Source organism: Dactylosporangium siamense (assembly GCF_016862795.1).
Taxonomy (GTDB): domain Bacteria; phylum Actinomycetota; class Actinomycetes; order Mycobacteriales; family Micromonosporaceae; genus Dactylosporangium; species Dactylosporangium siamense.
Map to the genome: position 1 here is coordinate 126,171 of NZ_BONQ01000071.1, position 16,729 is coordinate 142,899.

At 71.6% G+C, this 16,729-nt stretch carries 14 protein-coding genes and 1 pseudogene; 14 read left to right on the plus strand and 1 reads right to left on the minus strand.

The features are described from left to right. Positions 1-72 precede the first annotated feature (72 nt). The 10 genes from Dsi01nite_RS22965 (at position 73) to Dsi01nite_RS23010 (ending at position 12,368) form a co-directional block, all read left to right on the plus strand. Entirely contained in the window at positions 73-1,584 is a 1,512-nt protein-coding gene (locus Dsi01nite_RS22965; protein ID WP_203848279.1) for a sugar transferase, read from the plus strand. Positions 1,585-1,638: 54 nt separating this feature from the next. Next, positions 1,639-2,826 (plus strand): sensor histidine kinase, encoded by a 1,188-nt coding sequence (locus Dsi01nite_RS22970; protein WP_203848280.1) that lies wholly within the window; start codon positions 1,639-1,641, stop codon positions 2,824-2,826. Further along, on the plus strand, positions 2,823-3,653 hold the full coding sequence (locus tag Dsi01nite_RS22975; RefSeq protein ID WP_203848281.1) for a LytR/AlgR family response regulator transcription factor: 831 nt from the start codon (positions 2,823-2,825) through the stop codon (positions 3,651-3,653). The genes Dsi01nite_RS22970 and Dsi01nite_RS22975 overlap by 4 nt, the downstream gene beginning before the upstream one ends. Positions 3,654-3,717: 64 nt before the next feature. After that, on the plus strand, positions 3,718-4,422 hold the full coding sequence (locus Dsi01nite_RS22980; protein WP_203848282.1) for a response regulator transcription factor: 705 nt from the start codon (positions 3,718-3,720) through the stop codon (positions 4,420-4,422). Beyond that, on the plus strand, positions 4,419-5,438 hold the full coding sequence (locus Dsi01nite_RS22985; RefSeq protein WP_203848283.1) for a HAMP domain-containing sensor histidine kinase: 1,020 nt from the start codon (positions 4,419-4,421) through the stop codon (positions 5,436-5,438). The genes Dsi01nite_RS22980 and Dsi01nite_RS22985 overlap by 4 nt, the downstream gene beginning before the upstream one ends. A 71-nt stretch (positions 5,439-5,509) precedes the next feature. Continuing rightward, complete coding sequence (locus tag Dsi01nite_RS22990) at positions 5,510-7,513, plus strand: DUF4153 domain-containing protein (RefSeq protein WP_203848284.1); 2,004 nt, start codon at positions 5,510-5,512, stop codon at positions 7,511-7,513. Positions 7,514-7,595: 82 nt separating this feature from the next. Beyond that, on the plus strand, positions 7,596-7,982 hold the full coding sequence (locus Dsi01nite_RS22995; RefSeq protein ID WP_203848285.1) for a DUF485 domain-containing protein: 387 nt from the start codon (positions 7,596-7,598) through the stop codon (positions 7,980-7,982). Between the two features lie 48 nt (positions 7,983-8,030). Next, entirely contained in the window at positions 8,031-9,728 is a 1,698-nt protein-coding gene (locus Dsi01nite_RS23000) for a sodium/solute symporter (RefSeq protein WP_203848286.1), read from the plus strand. Positions 9,729-9,786: 58 nt separating this feature from the next. Then, on the plus strand, positions 9,787-10,551 hold the full coding sequence (locus Dsi01nite_RS23005) for an ABC transporter ATP-binding protein (RefSeq protein ID WP_203848287.1): 765 nt from the start codon (positions 9,787-9,789) through the stop codon (positions 10,549-10,551). Beyond that, positions 10,542-12,368 (plus strand): ABC transporter permease, encoded by a 1,827-nt coding sequence (locus Dsi01nite_RS23010; protein WP_203848288.1) that lies wholly within the window; start codon positions 10,542-10,544, stop codon positions 12,366-12,368. The genes Dsi01nite_RS23005 and Dsi01nite_RS23010 overlap by 10 nt, the downstream gene beginning before the upstream one ends. A gap of 3 nt (positions 12,369-12,371) precedes the next feature. Here Dsi01nite_RS23010 and Dsi01nite_RS23015 read toward each other — a convergent pair whose 3' ends face one another. Continuing rightward, entirely contained in the window at positions 12,372-12,818 is a 447-nt protein-coding gene (locus tag Dsi01nite_RS23015) for an MSMEG_6728 family protein (RefSeq protein ID WP_203848289.1), read from the minus strand. On the opposite strand from Dsi01nite_RS23015, the pseudogene Dsi01nite_RS23020 reads away from it, so the two are divergent. The 4 genes and pseudogenes from Dsi01nite_RS23020 (at position 12,731) to Dsi01nite_RS23035 (ending at position 16,658) form a co-directional block, all read left to right on the plus strand. After that, positions 12,731-13,355, plus strand: a pseudogene (locus tag Dsi01nite_RS23020) (flavin reductase family protein). The gene Dsi01nite_RS23015 and the pseudogene Dsi01nite_RS23020 sit on opposite strands and share 88 nt — an antisense overlap. A gap of 154 nt (positions 13,356-13,509) precedes the next feature. Then, positions 13,510-13,854: a DUF485 domain-containing protein gene (locus Dsi01nite_RS23025; RefSeq protein WP_203848290.1), complete on the plus strand. Its 345-nt coding sequence runs from the start codon at positions 13,510-13,512 to the stop codon at positions 13,852-13,854. Then, positions 13,851-15,617 carry a monocarboxylic acid transporter gene (locus Dsi01nite_RS23030; protein ID WP_203848291.1) on the plus strand — a complete coding sequence of 589 codons (1,767 nt, stop codon included), beginning with the start codon at positions 13,851-13,853 and terminating at the stop codon, positions 15,615-15,617. The genes Dsi01nite_RS23025 and Dsi01nite_RS23030 overlap by 4 nt, the downstream gene beginning before the upstream one ends. 69 nt (positions 15,618-15,686) lie before the next feature. Beyond that, positions 15,687-16,658, plus strand: coding sequence for a UDP-glucuronic acid decarboxylase family protein (locus Dsi01nite_RS23035; protein ID WP_203848292.1), 972 nt, complete (start codon positions 15,687-15,689; stop codon positions 16,656-16,658). Positions 16,659-16,729 lie beyond the last annotated feature (71 nt).

Here is a 16,729-nt window from a genome sequence, read left to right on the forward strand (position 1 = left end):
GGTGCGAGAGGACACACTCAGGTGACCGCTAGTCTCCAACGTCCGGCCACCCCGCCGAGCCGGAGATCGACCTTGGGTGAGCTTGACAGCTTCGAGATCCTTCCCGAGCACGCGCTCACCCCACTCGGCCCCAACGGCGTGCCACGCTCCGGCTGGCAGCGCGCCCGGCGGGCGTCCCGCTGGCACCGGCCCTATGCGGGAATCCTGCTGCTGCTGGACACCAGCGCCTGCGTCCTGGCCAGCGTCACCGCGCGGACGTTCCTCGACACCAAGACCAACGAGGTCTTCGAGAAGAATCCCGGCCTGTTCACCCTGATCACGTTTGGGCTGCTGCCGGCCGTGTGGCTGCTCGTCCTGTGGGGCCACGGCGCCTACGACCGCCGCTACCTCGGCACCGGCACCGACGAGTTCAAGCGGGTCGTGCGCGCCTCGTGGACGGTCGTGGCGATCGTCGCGTTCGCCGCGTTCTCGACCAAGACCCAGATCTCCCGGACGTCCGTCGGCGCGGCCCTGGTGGGTGGCCTGCTCTACGTGCTGATCCTGCGATATCTCGCCCGGCGCGGCCTGCAGTACGTCCGGACCAGGTTCAACCTCGCGACCCACAGGATGCTGCTCGTCGGCACCCTGCAGGAGGCGCTCGAGGTGCACCAGACCATCGCCCGCGACCCGGCGGCCGGGCTCGTGCCGGTGGGCATCCACCTCATCGAGGGTTACGCGCCGCACCCGAGCACCGTCACCCCGGTGCCCGTGCACGCCGGCCGCGACATCCTGTCCCTCGTGCGGGAGCTCAACGCCGACACGATCGCCGTCTGCGGCTCCGCCAGCGCCGAGCCTGTCGAGCTGCGCCGCCTCGCGTGGCAGCTCGAGGGCACCGGCATCGATCTTGCCGTCGCGCCCCAGCTCACCGACATCGCCGGCCCCCGCGTGCACATCCGGCCGATCGAGGGCATCCCGCTGCTCTACGTCGAGGAGCCGAAGCTCTCCGGCCTCGGCTGGCTGTTCAAGAACGTGATCGACCGGGTCTTCGCACTCATCGCGCTGCTGATCGTGCTGCCGTTCTTCCCGCTCGTGGCGATCGCCATCAAGCTGTCCGATCCCGGGCCGATCTTCTTCCGCCAGCCCCGGATCGGCCGCGAAGGCAAGATGTTCAAGGTCTGGAAGCTGCGGACCATGTATGTCGACGCCGAGGAGCGCCAGGCCACCCTCGACGAGCAGAACGAGAGCGACGGCCTGCTCTTCAAGATGAAGAACGACCCGCGGGTCTTCAAGGTCGGCAAGTGGCTGCGGGCCACCTCCATCGACGAGCTGCCGCAGATCCTCAACGTCCTCGCCGGCGAGATGTCCCTGGTCGGCCCCCGCCCGCTGCCCGCCGACGACGGCGACTTCCTCGGCGACGTCCGCCGCCGCCTGCTGGTCCGCCCCGGCATCACCGGCCTCTGGCAGGTCAGTGGCCGCAGCGACCTGTCCTGGGACGACGCGGTCCGCCTCGACCTGTACTACGTCGACAACTGGTCGCTGGTGCTCGACCTGCACACGCTGTGGCGCACCATCGGCGTCGTCGTCTTCCGCAAGGGCGCCTACTGACGGCGAAGGCCGCCGAGTCTTCCGCAGGACGGCTCCTGACCGCAGGATGAGCGCGTGGGTGGAAACCTCGCCGCTGGGATCGCGGTCATCGGGCTGGCGGTCGCGCTCGCCGTCGCCGTGTGGGCCGTCATCCGGCTGCGGTCGCGGCGGGCGATCGCGACCGCCGCGCAGCGGGCCACCTACGACGTCCTGCACATCGCCGCCCTCGCCGCCGAGCCGCTGCGCAACGGCCTGACCGACACCGCCGCCGGCAAGGCCGTCCGCCACCTGCGGACCCTGACCGGCGCGGCCGGGATCGCGGTCACCGACGCGACCAGGGTCCTGGCGTTCGACGGCGCCGGCGAGCACCACCGGGAGCAGGTCGCCGGCGCCGCCGCGAAGGCCGTCGTCGCCGGCCGCTCCACCGTCCTCGGCGGCGAGGAACTGCCCTGCGACCTCGTCGACTGCCCCGTCCGCGGCGCCGTCGTCGTCCCGCTCGCCCAGCGCGAAGGCGCCCTGGTCGCCCTGTCCGACGGCCCGCCCGCGCCCGGCCTCGTGCAGGCCACCGCGGAGACCGCCCGCTGGGTCGGCACGCAGCTGGCCCTCGCCGAGCTCGACACGTCCCGGGCCCGCCTGGCCCGCGCCGAGGTCCGGGCGCTGCGGGCGCAGATCAGCCCGCACTTCATCTACAACGCGCTGACCGCGATCGCGAGCTTCGTGCGGACCGACCCCGAGCTGGCCCGGGAGCTGATCCTGGAGTTCGCCGAGTTCACCCGGTACTCGTTCCGCGCGCACGGGGAGTTCACCACGCTCGCCGAGGAGCTGCGGTCCATCGACCGGTACCTGACCATCGAACGCGCCCGGTTCGGCGAGCGGCTGCAGGTGCGGCTGCAGATCGCTCCCGAGGTGCTGCCGGTGACACTGCCGTTCCTGTGCCTGCAGCCGCTGGTCGAGAACGCGGTCCGGCACGGCTTGTCCCGCAAGCCCGGGATGGGCACGATCAGCATCGTGGCCCGGGACGCCGGCGCCGAATGTCACATCACCGTCGAGGACGACGGGGTGGGGATGGACCCCGCCGTGCTGCTCAGCGCCGACGACACCACCGACGCCGGGCAGCACGTCGGGTTGCGCAACGTCGACGAGCGGCTACGGTCGGTTTTTGGCGACGGGTTCGGGGTCGTGGTCGAGACCGCCCCCGACGCCGGCACCAAGGTGAGCATGCGGGTCCCGAAGTTCCATCCAGGCGTGCGGAGCAGCCAATGAATTCGAGCGCGGGCAAGAGCGTCACCGGGCAGATCGTCCAGAATGTGCAGATCGTGCAGGAGCACGGGGCACAGACCGGGTTCCTGCGCGTCCTCGCGGTCGACGACGAGGTCCCGGCGCTCGACGAGCTGGCGTACCTGCTGCGCGCCGACCCCCGCGTCGGCCGGCTGCACACCGCGGGCGACGCGACCGAGGCGCTGCGCGTCCTGCGCGACATCGACGTCGACGCCGTCTTCCTCGACATCCGCATGCCCGGCCTCGACGGGATGGAGCTGGCCCGGGTCCTGGGCCGGTTCGCGAAGCCGCCCGCGGTGGTGTTCGTGACCGCCTACGACGACCGCGCCGCCGAGGCGTTCGACCTCGGCGTCGCCGACTACGTGCGCAAACCGGTCCGCGCCGACCGGATCGCCGAGTCGCTGCGCCGGGTCCTGGCCACCCGGCTCGTCCCGACCCACCCCGCCGTCGCCGGCCGCCGCGACCGGCAGGACGACCCGACCATCCCCGTGGAGCTGGCCGGCACCACCAGGATGCTGCCCCGGTCCTCGGTGCGCTGGGTCGAGGCGCAGGGCGACTACGCCCGGCTGCACACCGCCGACGCCTCCCACCTCGTGCGGGTGTCCCTGGCGACGCTCGCCGAACGGTGGGCCGACGCCGGGTTCGTGCGGGTCCACCGCTCGTTCCTGGTCCAGCTGAAGCTCATCACCGAGCTGCGGATGACCAACACCGGATATGTGGTGGTGATCGACGACCACGAGCTGCCGGTGAGCCGCCGGCACACCCGCGAGCTCAAGGACCGGCTCGTCCGCGCCGCCAAATCCTGGTCCTGAGGTCTTCACGACTTCCACACATCACGCACCGTTGCCCCTCGCATCTACCCAATACGCTGCTGGCATGAACGCAGGCGGGAACGGGGAGCGGCGCAGGGTTCTCGTCGTCGACGACGAGCGGATGATCGCGGAGTCGATCTCGGCCCGGCTGCGCGCCGAGGGATTCGCCGTTGATCAGGCACACGACGGTCCGTCCGCCGTCGCCGCGGCCCGGCTGCTGAAGCCGGACCTGGTGGTGCTCGACGTGATGCTGCCCGGCTTCGACGGCCTCGAGGTCTGTCGGCGCATCCAGGCGGAGCGACCCGTCGCCGTCCTCATGCTCACCGCCCGTGACGATGAGACCGACATGCTCGTCGGGTTGGCGGTCGGCGCCGACGACTACCTCACCAAACCGTTCTCGATGCGGGAGCTCGCCGCCCGCGTCCACGTGCTGCTGCGCCGCCTGGAACGGCTCGCGCAGGCCCAGCCGGAGCCGGACGCCGCGCCGATCGTCCTGGGTGACCTCGAGATCAACCGGGCGCAGCGGCGGGTCAGCCGGGCCGGCGTCGAGGCGCACCTGACCCCGACCGAGTTCGACCTCCTGGTCAACCTGGCGACCCGGCCGAGGACGGTGCTGCCCCGGGAGCGGCTCCTCGCCGAGGTGTGGGGCTGGGCCGACGCGTCCGGGACCCGCACCGTCGACAGCCACATCAAGGCGCTGCGCCGCAAGCTCGGTTCCGACCTGATCAGGACCGTCCACGGGGTCGGGTACGCGCTGGAGACCACATGAAGAGCTTCCTGGACCTGCTGCCGCGCCCCCTCGACCCGCTGCGCTCGATCAAGCTCAAGCTCGCCGTCCTGCTCGTCGCGTCGGCCGGCGCCGGCCTCGGCGTCTTCTGGATCGGCATCGGCTGGATCCCGCCGACGACGACGGAGATCGCGCTGACCGTCGGGCTGCTCACCTCCCAGGTCCTGGCCCGCGGCGTGACCTCGCCGCTGCGGGACATGACCGCCGCCGCGCAGGCGATGTCCCGCGGCGACTACTCCGCCCGGGTCCGGGCCACCTCGAAGGACGAGGTCGGGCAGCTGGCCGTCGCGTTCAACCAGATGGCCGCCGAGCTCGCCGCCGCCGACCAGCAGCGCCGCGAACTGATCGCCAACGTCTCCCACGAGCTGCGCACCCCGATCTCCGCCGTGCAGGCGGTCCTGGAGAACGTCGTCGACGGCGTCGTCCAGCCCGACCAGGCGACGCTGCGCACCGCCCTCGCCCAGACCGAACGCCTCGGCCGGCTGGTCACCGAGCTGCTCGACCTGTCCCGCCTCGACGCCGGCGTGATCCCCCTGGACCGGGAGGACTTCCGCATCGAGGACCTGCTCATCGAGGTCGTCGCCGAGGCCGAGGTCAAGGCCTCCGCAGCCGGCTACAAGGTTGACTACCTGTTCTGTGCCTTCCCGGAGAACGCCCTGGTCAGCGCCGACCGGGCACGGCTGCACCACGTCCTGACCAACCTGGTCGACAACGCCACCCGGCACAGCCCCGACGGCGGGACCGTCACCATCATCGGCCGCCGCGACGGTGACCAGGTGATGATCGAGGTCGCCGACGAGGGTCCCGGCATCCCGCACGCCGAACGCGAGCGGGTGTTCGAGCGGTTCACCCGCGGCGCCCGCGCCTCCGGCGGTGGCACCGGCCTCGGGCTGGCGATCGCGCAGTGGTTCATCCAGCTGCACAACGGCACGATCGCGGTCATCGAGCAGCCGGATGGCATGGCAGGATGTCGCATCCGGGTCACCCTGCCCGTCTGACCAAAGCGTCTTCTTGAGTACGTGTCCGGCGCTCCGCCGGACGCGCGGTTCCTCTTACCCCGGAGTCCGACATGTCGACACCGACCCACGAACCGCCCGACGGGCCGCCAGTGCCGGCAACGCCGGCGAGCGCTGAGTCTTCGCCGCGCACCGACGCTTCGCCGGACATCGAGCCCGCGTCGCCCGCCGAGCCCGGCCCGGCGCACTCGTCGGCGGAGTCGCCGGCCGGGTCGCCGGCGGAGTCGCCGGCCGGGTCCGCAGCCGGGTCCGGCCCGGCGCAGTCCGCGGTGCCGGCGCAGTCCGCGGTGCCGTCCCAGTCCGCGGTGCCGTCCCAGTCCACCGGGCCGGCGCAGCCGCACGGCGCACCGGCGACACCGGCGACGACGCCGACGGGTGCGACCCAGCCGAACCTGTGGAAGCCGCCGCAGCAGCAGGTGCAACCGCCGCGCCCGCCGAAGCCGGGGCACCCGGGGCACCCGGTGCAGGCGCAGGCCAGGCCGCCGCAGGGGGCGCTCGTCACCCAGCCGCCGCCGACGCACCCGCAGCAGCTGGGCCCCAACCCGGCGCTGATCAACCCGGTCCGCCTCGGCCCGCCGAACCCGACGCTGTTCCAGCAGCGCTGGCCGCAGCGCAGCACCGCCGCCGGTCCGGAGGTGCTCATCGGCGGCCTGGTCGCCGCGGTCATCGCGGCCGCCGCGCTGCCGCTGGACCGGCCCGGGCTCGGCTGGCCGATCGCCGGCCTGGGGCTCGTCGGCGCCCTGCTCGTCGTGATCCTGCGGATGGACCCGAAGCAGCGGGGCACCAGCGTGATCGAGGCGGCGAGCTGGAGCGTCGCCACCGTCGCGCTGCTGTCGGTCGGGGTGTTCCGGGCCGCCGGTTGGCTGTTCGTGCTCTGCGTCCTTGCCGCGTTCGCCACCGTCGCGCTCTCCGTCGGCGCGGGGCGGCGGGTCCCGGCCGTCTTCATGGCGGTGCTGAACCTGCCGATCGCCGGGTTCCGGTCGCTGCCGTGGGTCCGCTGGGGCATCGTCCGGGCCCGGGCCGCGGAGGGCGCGTCCAGCACGATGCGGGTCCTCGGCTCGATCGGGCTCGGCGTGCTGCTGCTCGTGGTGTTCGGGGCCCTGTTCGCCAGCGCCGACGCAGCGTTCGACCACATCGTGCAGACGATCCTGCCGGATCTGTCCCTGGCGACGCCGTTCCGGTGGGCGTTCGTCGGCGCGATCTTCGCGTTCCTGACGTTCGGCGGGGCGTACCTGCTGCACAGCCCGTCCACCGTCGGCGACGGCAAGCGGAGTCCGGCCCGCACGGTGCGCTGGTATGAGTGGGTCGTCCCGGTCGGCGCCCTCCTCCTGGTCTTCGGCATCTTCGTCGGCGTGCAGATCCCGGTCCTGTTCGGCGACGAGGAATACGTCATGCGCACCGCCGGGCTCACCTTCGCCGACTACGCCCGCAAGGGTTTCTGGCAGCTGCTCGTCGTCACCCTGCTCACGATCGTCGTGATCGCGGTGGCGGTCCGGAAGGCGGCGCGGGAGACGACCCGCGAGCGGGTGCTGCTGCGCGTGCTGCTCGGGCTGCTGTCGGCCGGGGCGCTCGTCGTGGTGGCCTCGGCGTTGTGGCGGATGAACGCATACGAGACGGCCTACGGCTTCAGCCGGCTCCGCGTCCTGGTCAGCGCGTTCGAACTCTGGCTGGGTGGCCTCATCGTCCTGATCATGATCGCCGGGGTGGTCCCGGTGACCCGGTGGCTGCCGCGGACCGCGGTCGCCCTCTGGGTGATCACGCTGCTGGGTCTCGCGGTGCTGAACCCCGACCGGTTCATCGCCGAGCAGAACGTCGCCCGGTACGCCAACCACAACAACTCCGACATCTGGTACCTGTCGACGCTTTCCGCCGACGCGGCGCCCGCGCTCGACAAGCTGCCGGCGGACGCGCGGGCGTGCGCGCTGTCGCAGATCTCGGACGAAGTCCACGACGCCGACGACTGGCGCGGCTGGAACCTCGGCCGCGTCGAGGCCCGCCGGATCGTGCCGGAGCCGGTCGATTCCGGACGGTTCCCCTGCTACCGGAGTTATCGGTAACCAACCACGCGAGGGGCCGACGTTCAAACGGGGGACGTCGGCCCCTTGCGTTTGTTTCGCACCGGTTGCGAGACTGCGGTCCATGGAGCCACCTGCCCCGCGGGTCCGCGTGGTGCTCGGTGACGTCGCCCGCGGCCGGATCGATCCCGCGCGCACCCGCGCCGAGCTGGAGGAGCAGAGCCCGGTCGGCGAGGCGCTCGCCCGTGGCCTCGTCCGGGCGCAGCTGGCGGTCGCGATCCGGCTCGCCGCGGTCGTCGCGGTCGCGCTCGGCGGCCTGCCGCTGCTGTTCGCCGCGGCCCCGGCGGTCGGCCGGGCGCAGCTGTTCGGGGTGTCGGTGCCGTGGCTGCTGCTCGGGGTCGCCGCCTACCCGTTCCTGTTCGTCGTCGGCTACGGCTACGTGCGCCTCGCCGAGCGCAACGAGCAGGAGTTCGTCGCGCTGGTCGAGGACAGGTCCCACCAGCAGTCATGAGCGAGCTCCGCGAGCGGATCATGTCGCAGTGCGTCTTTGAGCCGCGGCATGAGTGACTACGCCCTGCCGGCGGTCATCGCGGTCACCCTCGTCACCGTCGCCATCGGCATCTACGGGCTCCGGTTCGCGCGCACCACCTCGGACTTCCTCGTCGCGTCCAGGATGGTCAGCCCGACCTGGAACGCGGCCGCGATCAGTGGTGAATACCTGTCGGCGGCCAGTTTCCTCGGCGTCGCCGGGCTCGTGCTCAAGCACGGCGTCGACGTGCTCTGGTATCCGGTCGGGTTCGCCGCCGGCTACCTGGCGCTGCTGCTGTTCGTCGCCGCGCCGCTGCGCCGCTCCGGTGCGTTCACCCTGCCGGACTTCTGCGAGGTCAGGCTCCGCTCGAAACGGCTGCGGAAGCTCGCGACCGCGTTCGTCATGTTCATCGGCTGGCTCTACCTCGTGCCGCAGCTGCAGGGCGCCGGGCTGACGCTGCAGACGGTGACGGGTGCCCCGTACGCGCTCGGTGCGCTGCTCGTCGGCGTCGTCGTCACCCTCAACGTGGCGCTCGGCGGGATGCGCTCCATCACGTTCGTGCAGGCGTTCCAGTACTGGCTGAAACTCACCGCCCTCGCCGTGCCGGTCATCTTCCTGCTCATGCAGTGGCAGTCCGCCGGCCGCCCCGCGCTGACCGCCCCCGAAGGCCCGACGTTCCCGGTCGCGACGACGGTCACCGTCGACCACGCGACGCGCCTGACCGTCACGACGCAGACCCTCGTCATCGCGCACGGCCGGCTCGACGGGTCCACGGTCGACGGTGCCGTGCTGCTCACGGTCGGCGAGCACGTCGCGGACGCCGGCACCGCCCTGGAATTCCAGGCTGCCGCGGTGGTACCGAAGGTCGCCGCCGTCTCCGACGAGTCTCCGACGGACTGGTTGCTGCCCGGCGACCACTCCCAGGGACTGTTCGCGACCTACTCGCTGATTCTCGCCACGTTCCTGGGCACGATGGGGTTGCCGCACGTCCTGGTCCGCTTCTACACGAACGCCGACGGCGCGGCCGCCCGGCGCACCACCCTGGTCGTGCTGGGGCTCGTCGGCGTCTTCTATCTCACCCCCACGCTGTACGGTGTGCTCGGTCGCGTGTACACACCGCAACTGTTGATGACCGGCAACACCGACGCGGTGGTGCTCCTGCTGCCGTCGGCGGCACTCGGCGGCGGTCTCACCGGCCAGCTGCTCAGCGCGCTCGTCGCCGCCGGCGCGTTCGCGGCGTTCCTGTCCGCGTCGTCGGGGCTGCTCACCAGCGTCGCCGGGGTCCTGTCCACCGATGTGCTCGGGCACGGCTCGGTGCGTGACTTCCGCCGCTCCGCGCTGGTCGCCGGGATCGTGCCGCTGCTGCTCGCCCTGTTCGTGGCGAGCCTCGACGTGTCCCAGGTCGTCGGGCTGGCGTTCGCCGTCGCCGCGTCCAGCTTCTGCCCGCTGCTGGTCCTCGGCATCTGGTGGCGCGGCCTGACCGCGGTCGGCGCGGCGGCCGGCATCGTCGCCGGCGGCGGTGCGGCCGCATCGGCGGTCCTGCTCACCGTCCTCGGCGGTCCGCTGCCCGGCTGGGCCGGCGTCCTGACCACCCAGCCCGCCGCGTGGAGCGTGCCGCTGGCGTTCCTCGTCATGATCTCGGTCTCGCTGCTCACCCGGCACCGCTTGCCGAAGAACCTCGGAGCGATCATGCTTCGCCTACACGCGCCGGACGCGCTGCGGATGTAAGTGCTCGTGACGTGGTGCGGGGGATGCGGGGGATGCGGGCGTGACCTACGGTCGAACTGTGACGGACAGCGGGCCCGGCCCCGCCCTCGCGCTGCGAGGGCTCACCAAACGCTTCGAGAGCAAGGTCGCGGTCGCGGGTGTCGACCTCGACGTGCCGACCGGGTCGTTCTTCGGCCTCCTCGGCCCCAACGGCGCCGGCAAGACGACCTCGCTGTCCATGGCGGTCGGGCTGTTGCGCCCCGACGCCGGGCGCGCGTATGTCCTCGGCCACGACGTCTGGTCCGACCCCGTCGAGGCGAAACGCCGGCTCGGGGCGCTGACCGACTCGGCCCGCATGTTCGACCGGCTCACGGGCAGCGAGCTGCTCGCGTACACCGGCCTGCTGCGTGGCCTGCCACAGGACGTCATCGACGCCCGCGCCGCGGAGCTGCTCGACGTGCTCGGCCTCGCCGACGCGGGCCGGACCCTCGTCGTGGACTACTCCGCCGGCATGAAGAAGAAGATCGGCCTGGCCTGCGCGCTGCTGCACGCGCCGCGGCTGCTGGTCCTCGACGAGCCGTTCGAGGCCGTCGACCCCGTCTCGGGCGCGCTGATCCGCGACATCCTCATCCGGTATGTGCGCAACGGCGGCACGGTCATCTTCTCCAGCCACGTGATGGAGGTCGTCGAGCGGCTCTGCACGCACATCGCGATCCTCGCCGACGGCCAGATCAAGGTCGTCGGCACGACGGACGAGGTGAAGGGCGGGCGGGAGCTCGAGGACGTCTTCGTCGACGTCGTCGGAGGGCGGGTCGCGACCGGCGCGGAGCTGTCGTGGCTGTGACCCCGCAGCCGCCCGTCCCGGGCGACCCGCCGCACATCCCCGCGCAACGCCCGGCCGCCGTTCCGCTGGCCGCCCCTCCGGGTGCCGTCCCGTCGCAGGTGGTGGGGGCCGACGGCGGCGCCGGGATCTTCGCGCCGCGGCCCGAGCCGATCCGCGGCGGCGAGCCGAAGGTCAGCTACTTCGTCCGGTTGAAGCTGCGGATCCTGCGCAACGCGATGCGGGGCAAGGCGTCCCGCATCGTCCTGTTCATCCTCGGCATCTTCTTCGGCCTGTGGGCCGCGCTCGTCGGGTTCGGCGCCTTCGCCGGCAGCAGCGTCGCCGGCGACGACCTGCGGCCCACCCTCGCCGCGTTCGCCGGCGCCGCCCTCGTCCTGGCCTGGGTGCTGGTGCCACTGCTGTTCTTCGGCGTCGACGAGACCCTCGACCCGGCCAGGTTCGCGCTGCTGCCGGTGCCTCGCCGCACGCTCGTGCTGGGCATGCTCGCCGCCGCCTTCGTCGGCATCCCGCCCGTGGTCACCCTCCTCGCCGCGCTCGGCTCCACCATCGGCGCGATCAGCAAGGGCGGCATCGCGGCCGGTGTGGTGGCCGTCCTCGGCGCCGCCGTGGGCCTCGCCGTCTGCGTCGCCGCCAGCCGCGCCGTCACCAGCGCCTTCGCCCGGATGCTGCGCTCCCGGAAGGTCCGTGACCTGGCGGCGCTGCTGATCGCCCTCGCCGGCATCTCCTGCAACCCGGTCTTCCAACTGGTCTTCGCCCTGGTCGAGAACGGCGAGTCGAAGCAGGCCACGACGATCGCCGGCGTTCTGTCGTGGACGCCGCTCGCCGCGCCGTTCGTCGCCTATGTCGACGCCATCGACGGCAACTGGCACCTGGTCGCCGCCCGCCTCGCGATCGGGGTCGCCGGGGTCGCCGCGCTGCTGTGGTGGTGGCTGCAGACGATCGAGTCCGCGATGCTCGGCACCGCGTCGACCGGCGCGGCGAAGAAGGCGAAGGCCGTCGACGGCAAGCCGGTGCGCGCGTTCCTGCCGGCCATCCTGCGGTCCCTGCCGGCCGGCCGGTTCACCGGCCTCGTCGGCCGGGAGCTGCGCTACTGGTTCCGCGACCCGCGCCGCCGCGCCAGCCTCATCTCGCTGCTCGCCGCGTCCGTGGTCATCCCGTTCGCGTTCACGTTCGGCTTCGGCACCGGATCCAGCGCCGAGGAGCAGGAGGCCGCCCGGCAGAGCGCCGGGTTCAGTGACGGCGCCCTGGTGTTCTCGCTGCTGATCGCGGGCGCGTTCGTCGGGCTGGTCCTGGTCAACCAGTTCGGCAACGACGGCACCGCCTACGCGCTGCACATGCTCACCAACGTGCCGGGCCAGGTCGAGCTCGCGGCCCGCGCGGTCGGTGTCGGCCTCCTCACCTTCCCGCTGCTGGCCGCCGGCACCATCGGCGTGTCGGTGCTGAGCGACCACACCGGGCAGCTGCCGGCCGCGCTCGGCGTCGGCCTGTGCGCGTTCGGCATCTCCGTCGGCACCGCCGGAATCACGTCGGTGCTCGCGCCCTACCCGATGCCGGACTCCACCAACCCGTTCGCGATGAACACCGGCCAGGGCAGCGCCAAGAGCATGCTGTCCTTCGTCAGCATGTTCGTCACGTGGATCCTCGCGTCGCCGCTGATGATCGCCTACGTGTTCCTACCCGACCGCCTGCAGTGGATCCTGCTGCCCAGCGGCCTGGTCTGGGGTTTCGCGCTGGCGTGGCTCGGCACCCGCCTCGCCGGGCACCTGCTGGAGCGGCGCGCGCCGGAGGTCCTCGCCGCCGTCACGCCGAAGCACGGCTGACGCTCACGCCCCGTCGGGGACCGGCCACACGTAGGGCTCCTCGGGGTCCGCGTCCGGGAACACCGGGCCGTAGAAGTCCGGGTCCTTGCGCACCAGGGCCGAGCGGTGGCTGCGGTGCACGTCGTCGCGCCCCAGCCAGGGCGGCACCGCCACGAGCCGGGCCAGTTCCTCCTGCGACCGGACGGGTCCCCGGCCCTCCAGCAGCGTGGCGGCGACCGTGTCCGCGTGGCCGAGGGCCGTCCAGGCGGCGCACATCTCCAACCCGTACCGGATCAGCGCCTCCTCGTAGCCCTTCCACATCTTGACGGCCGGGTGGTGGCGCCAGCCGTACCCGGGAACGATGAGACCGCGTCTCACCTGCAGTGCCTCGACGCGTTGCTTGCCGAGGCGGCGCGGGTCGAGCACGTGCGCACTGGCGGCGAAGTCGGGGTAGGGCAGGAAGGTTTGCACACTCCGGTCATACCCGACAATGGACGGGTGAGTATCCACGCCACGGATCCGTTCGCCACCCCGGATGACCAGCGCTCGCCGTTGCGGCGGCTGCGCGGGCGGCTGCCGGCCGCCGTGTCGCTGTGGACGGCGGGCGGTGCGGGCGCGCCGGCCGGGCTCACCGTGTCGTCGATGCTGGTCGTCGACGGCGACCCGGGGCGGGTCGTCGGGCTCGTCGACGACGAGAGCGACTTGTGGACGGCGATCGAGGCGACCGGCCGGTTCGCCGTCACGCCGCTCACCGAGGGGGACAACCAGCTCGCGGAGCGGTTCGCGGGGCTGATGCCGGCACCCGGTGGCCTGTTCGCGACCGGCGACTGGGACGGCACCGACTGGGGACCCGTCCCGCGCGGCTACCCGTGGGCCGGCTGCGGCCTGGACAGCGCCCGGGAATTCGGCTGGTCGCTGCTCGTCGAGGCGACGATCCAGCGGGTCGAGCTGCCGGCCACGGCCGCGAAGCCGCTGCTCCACCACAGGGGTCGGTACACCTCGATATAAACGCCGGTAAACGGTGTGACCGCTGTCACTCGGCGCACCGAACCTGCCGTTCAGCGCAGGGGTCCGCCGGGCCCACCCAGGGATCTTCACGCCCTGCCCGGCGGTTCCTACCGTGCGCCGTACCCACACCCCTACCGGCAGGTGGTGATCCCCCATGAGCACCGATACACCGGTGCCGACCGGCACGGAAGACAACCGCTACGTCTCCGCTGCCAACACCCCGGAGTTCGCTGAGCTGCGTCGCGCCCTGCGTCGCTTCGTCTTCCCGGTCTCCGCCGCGTTCCTCGTCTGGTACGCGCTGTACGTGCTGCTTTCCGCATACGCCCGCGACTTCATGAGCACGAAGGTCGTCGGCCACATCAATATCGCGCTGATCTTCGGGCTGCTGCAGTTCGTGTCGACGTTCCTCATCGCCTGGCTGTATGTCCGCTACGCCGACCGTCGCGTCGATCCTCTCGCCGACTCGCTGCGCGCCAAGATCGAAGGGACCCCCGAATGAACAACGGGATCACCCTCGCGGTGAGTGCGACCACCACCCGGACGCTGACGCTCACGCTCTTCGTCGTCCTGGTCGCGGCCACCCTCGCCATCACCATCTGGGCCAGCCGGCAGACCAAGAGCGCCGCCGACTTCTACGCCGGCGGCCGGTCGTTCACCGGCTTCCAGAACGGCATGGCCATCGGCGGCGACTACATGTCGGCGGCGAGCTTCCTCGGCATCGCCGGCATCATCGCCCTCAACGGCTATGACGGCTTCCTGTACTCGATCGGCTTCCTCGTCGCCTGGCTCGTCGCGCTGCTGCTCGTCGCCGAGCTCATGCGCAACTCGGGCCGCTACACGATGGCCGACGTCCTGGCGTTCCGGATGCGGCAGGCACCGGTGCGCACGGCCGGCTCGATCTCCACGATCATCGTGTCGATCTTCTACCTGCTGGCACAGATGGTCGGCGCCGGCGCCCTCGTCGCACTGCTGCTCGGCATCAAGGCCGGCGACACGTTCCTGGGCATGACCGCGGAGACGGCGAAGATCGTCACCATCGGGCTCATCGGCGTGCTGATGATCGTCTACGTGACGGTCGGCGGCATGAAGGGCACCACCTACGTCCAGATCGTCAAGGCGTTCATGCTCATGCTGGGCGCCCTGGTCCTGACGCTGATGGTGTTCGCCGCGTTCAAGTTCAACCTGTCGTCGCTGCTCGGCGAGGCGGCCGCCAAGTCGGGCCGCACGCCGCCGGAGTCGTTCCTGCAGCCCGGGCTGCGATACGGCCGCGACATCGCCGGCAACGCGACGGCGACGCTGGTCAGCAAGCTGGACCTGATCTCGCTCGGCCTGGCCCTGGTGCTCGGCACCGCCGGCCTGCCGCACATCCTGATCCGGTTCTACACCGTCCCGAACTCCAAGGCGGCTCGCAAGAGCGTCGTCTGGGCGATCGGCATCATCGGCGTCTTCTACCTGATGACCCTGGCCCTCGGCTTCGGTGCCGCGGCACTCGTCGGACGGCAGGCCATCCTCGCGCAGGACCCGGGCGGCAACACGGCGGCACCACAGCTCGCCGAGGCCCTCGGCAAGCGCTACCTCGGCGGTGACTTCGGCGGCTCCCTGCTGCTGGCGATCATCGCGGCGGTCGCGTTCGCCACCATCCTCGCCGTCGTCGCCGGGCTCACCCTCGCGTCGTCGTCGTCGCTGGCGCACGACCTGTACGCCAACGTCATCAAGCGCGGCCAGACCACCGAGCGGCAAGAGGTCGTCGTCGCCCGGTACTCCGCGTTCGTCATCGGCGCCGTCGCGATCGTGCTCGGCATCTTCGCCCGCAACCTCAACGTCGCCTTCCTGGTGGCGCTGGCGTTTGCGATCGCGGCGTCGGCGAACCTGCCGGCGATCCTCTTCTCCCTCTTCTGGAAGAAGTTCAACACCCGCGGCGCGACCTGGGGCATCTACGCCGGCCTGATCTCCGCGGTCGGCATCGTGCTCATGAGCCCGATCGCCTGGGGCGGCACCAGCGACGCCCGCCCGGCGGCGACCCTCACCGCGGCGCAGGCCAAGACCTGCGGCGTGGACGCGAAGTCGAAGGAGGTCTCCAACGCGTCGGCGCTGTTCAGCTGCACCACGGCGGCACCGATCCCGCTGGAGAACCCCGGCCTGATCTCGATCCCGATCGGGTTCATCTTCGCCGCGCTCGGTGCGCTCAGCAGCAAGGAGCGCGACGCGGACAAGTTCGCCGAGTTGGAGGCCCGTTCCCTCACGGGGGCCGGCGCCCACTGAGATGTAGTGCGCCGGGGTCAGGGCACCGCCGATACCCCGACCCCGGCGCACTGCCGCTAGGCTGGTCCCATGGTCGTTGTTGCGCAGCGTTACGGCGAGGGACACCGGGTCCTGCTCACCGGTGGGGCCGGATTCGTCGGGTCTCACCTCGCCGATGCCCTGATCGCCCGCGGTGCGCAGGTTGTCGTGGTCGACAACTTCGTCACGGGCAGTAAGGACAACGTCGCGCACCTGGTCGATCATCCGCGATTCACGTTGGTCGAGGCCGACGTCAGCGAGCCACTGCCGACCGTCGAAGCCCTCGCCGCCAGGTTCGACGCGATCCTGCACTTCGCGTCGCCGGCCAGCCCGACCGACTTCGAGCTGCTGCCCGTCGAGATCCTCCGGGTCGGTTCGCTCGCCACCCTCCAGCTGCTGGAGCGGGCCGCCGCCGACGGTGCCCGGTTCGTGATGGCGTCCACCTCCGAGGCGTATGGCGATCCGCTGGTGCACCCGCAGCCGGAGAGCTACTGGGGCAACGTCAACCCGATCGGCATCCGCAGCGTCTATGACGAGGCGAAGCGCTTCTCCGAGGCGGCCACCATGGGCTACCACCGGGGCCGCGGCACCGACGTCGGCATCGTGCGGATCTTCAACACGTATGGGGAGCGCATGCGCCCCGACGACGGCCGCGCCATCCCCACGTTCATCTCGCAGGCGCTGCGCGGCGAGCCGATCACCGTGCACGGCACCGGCACCCAGACCAGGTCCATCTGCCACGTGTCCGACCTCGTCCGTGGCATCCTGCTGCTGCTCGACTCCGGCGAGACCGGCCCGATCAACTGCGGCACCGAACACGAGATGACCATGCTCGAGCTCGCCGACACGATCGTGCGGCTATCCGACAGCACCTCGACGGTGTCGCTGCGGCCCCGCACCGCCGATGATCCCGAGCGCCGCCGCCCCGATCTCGGCAAGGCCCGTGAGCTGCTCGGATATGAGCCGACCGTCGGCCCCGAGGAAGGACTGCGCCGGACCGTGGACTACTTCCGCTCCCGGTGAATCTCCCGGCTTCGTGCCGCGCCCGTCCGAGTTGCGTGGCGTAGAGGCCGGCGGTTCGTATCGTGGGTTTC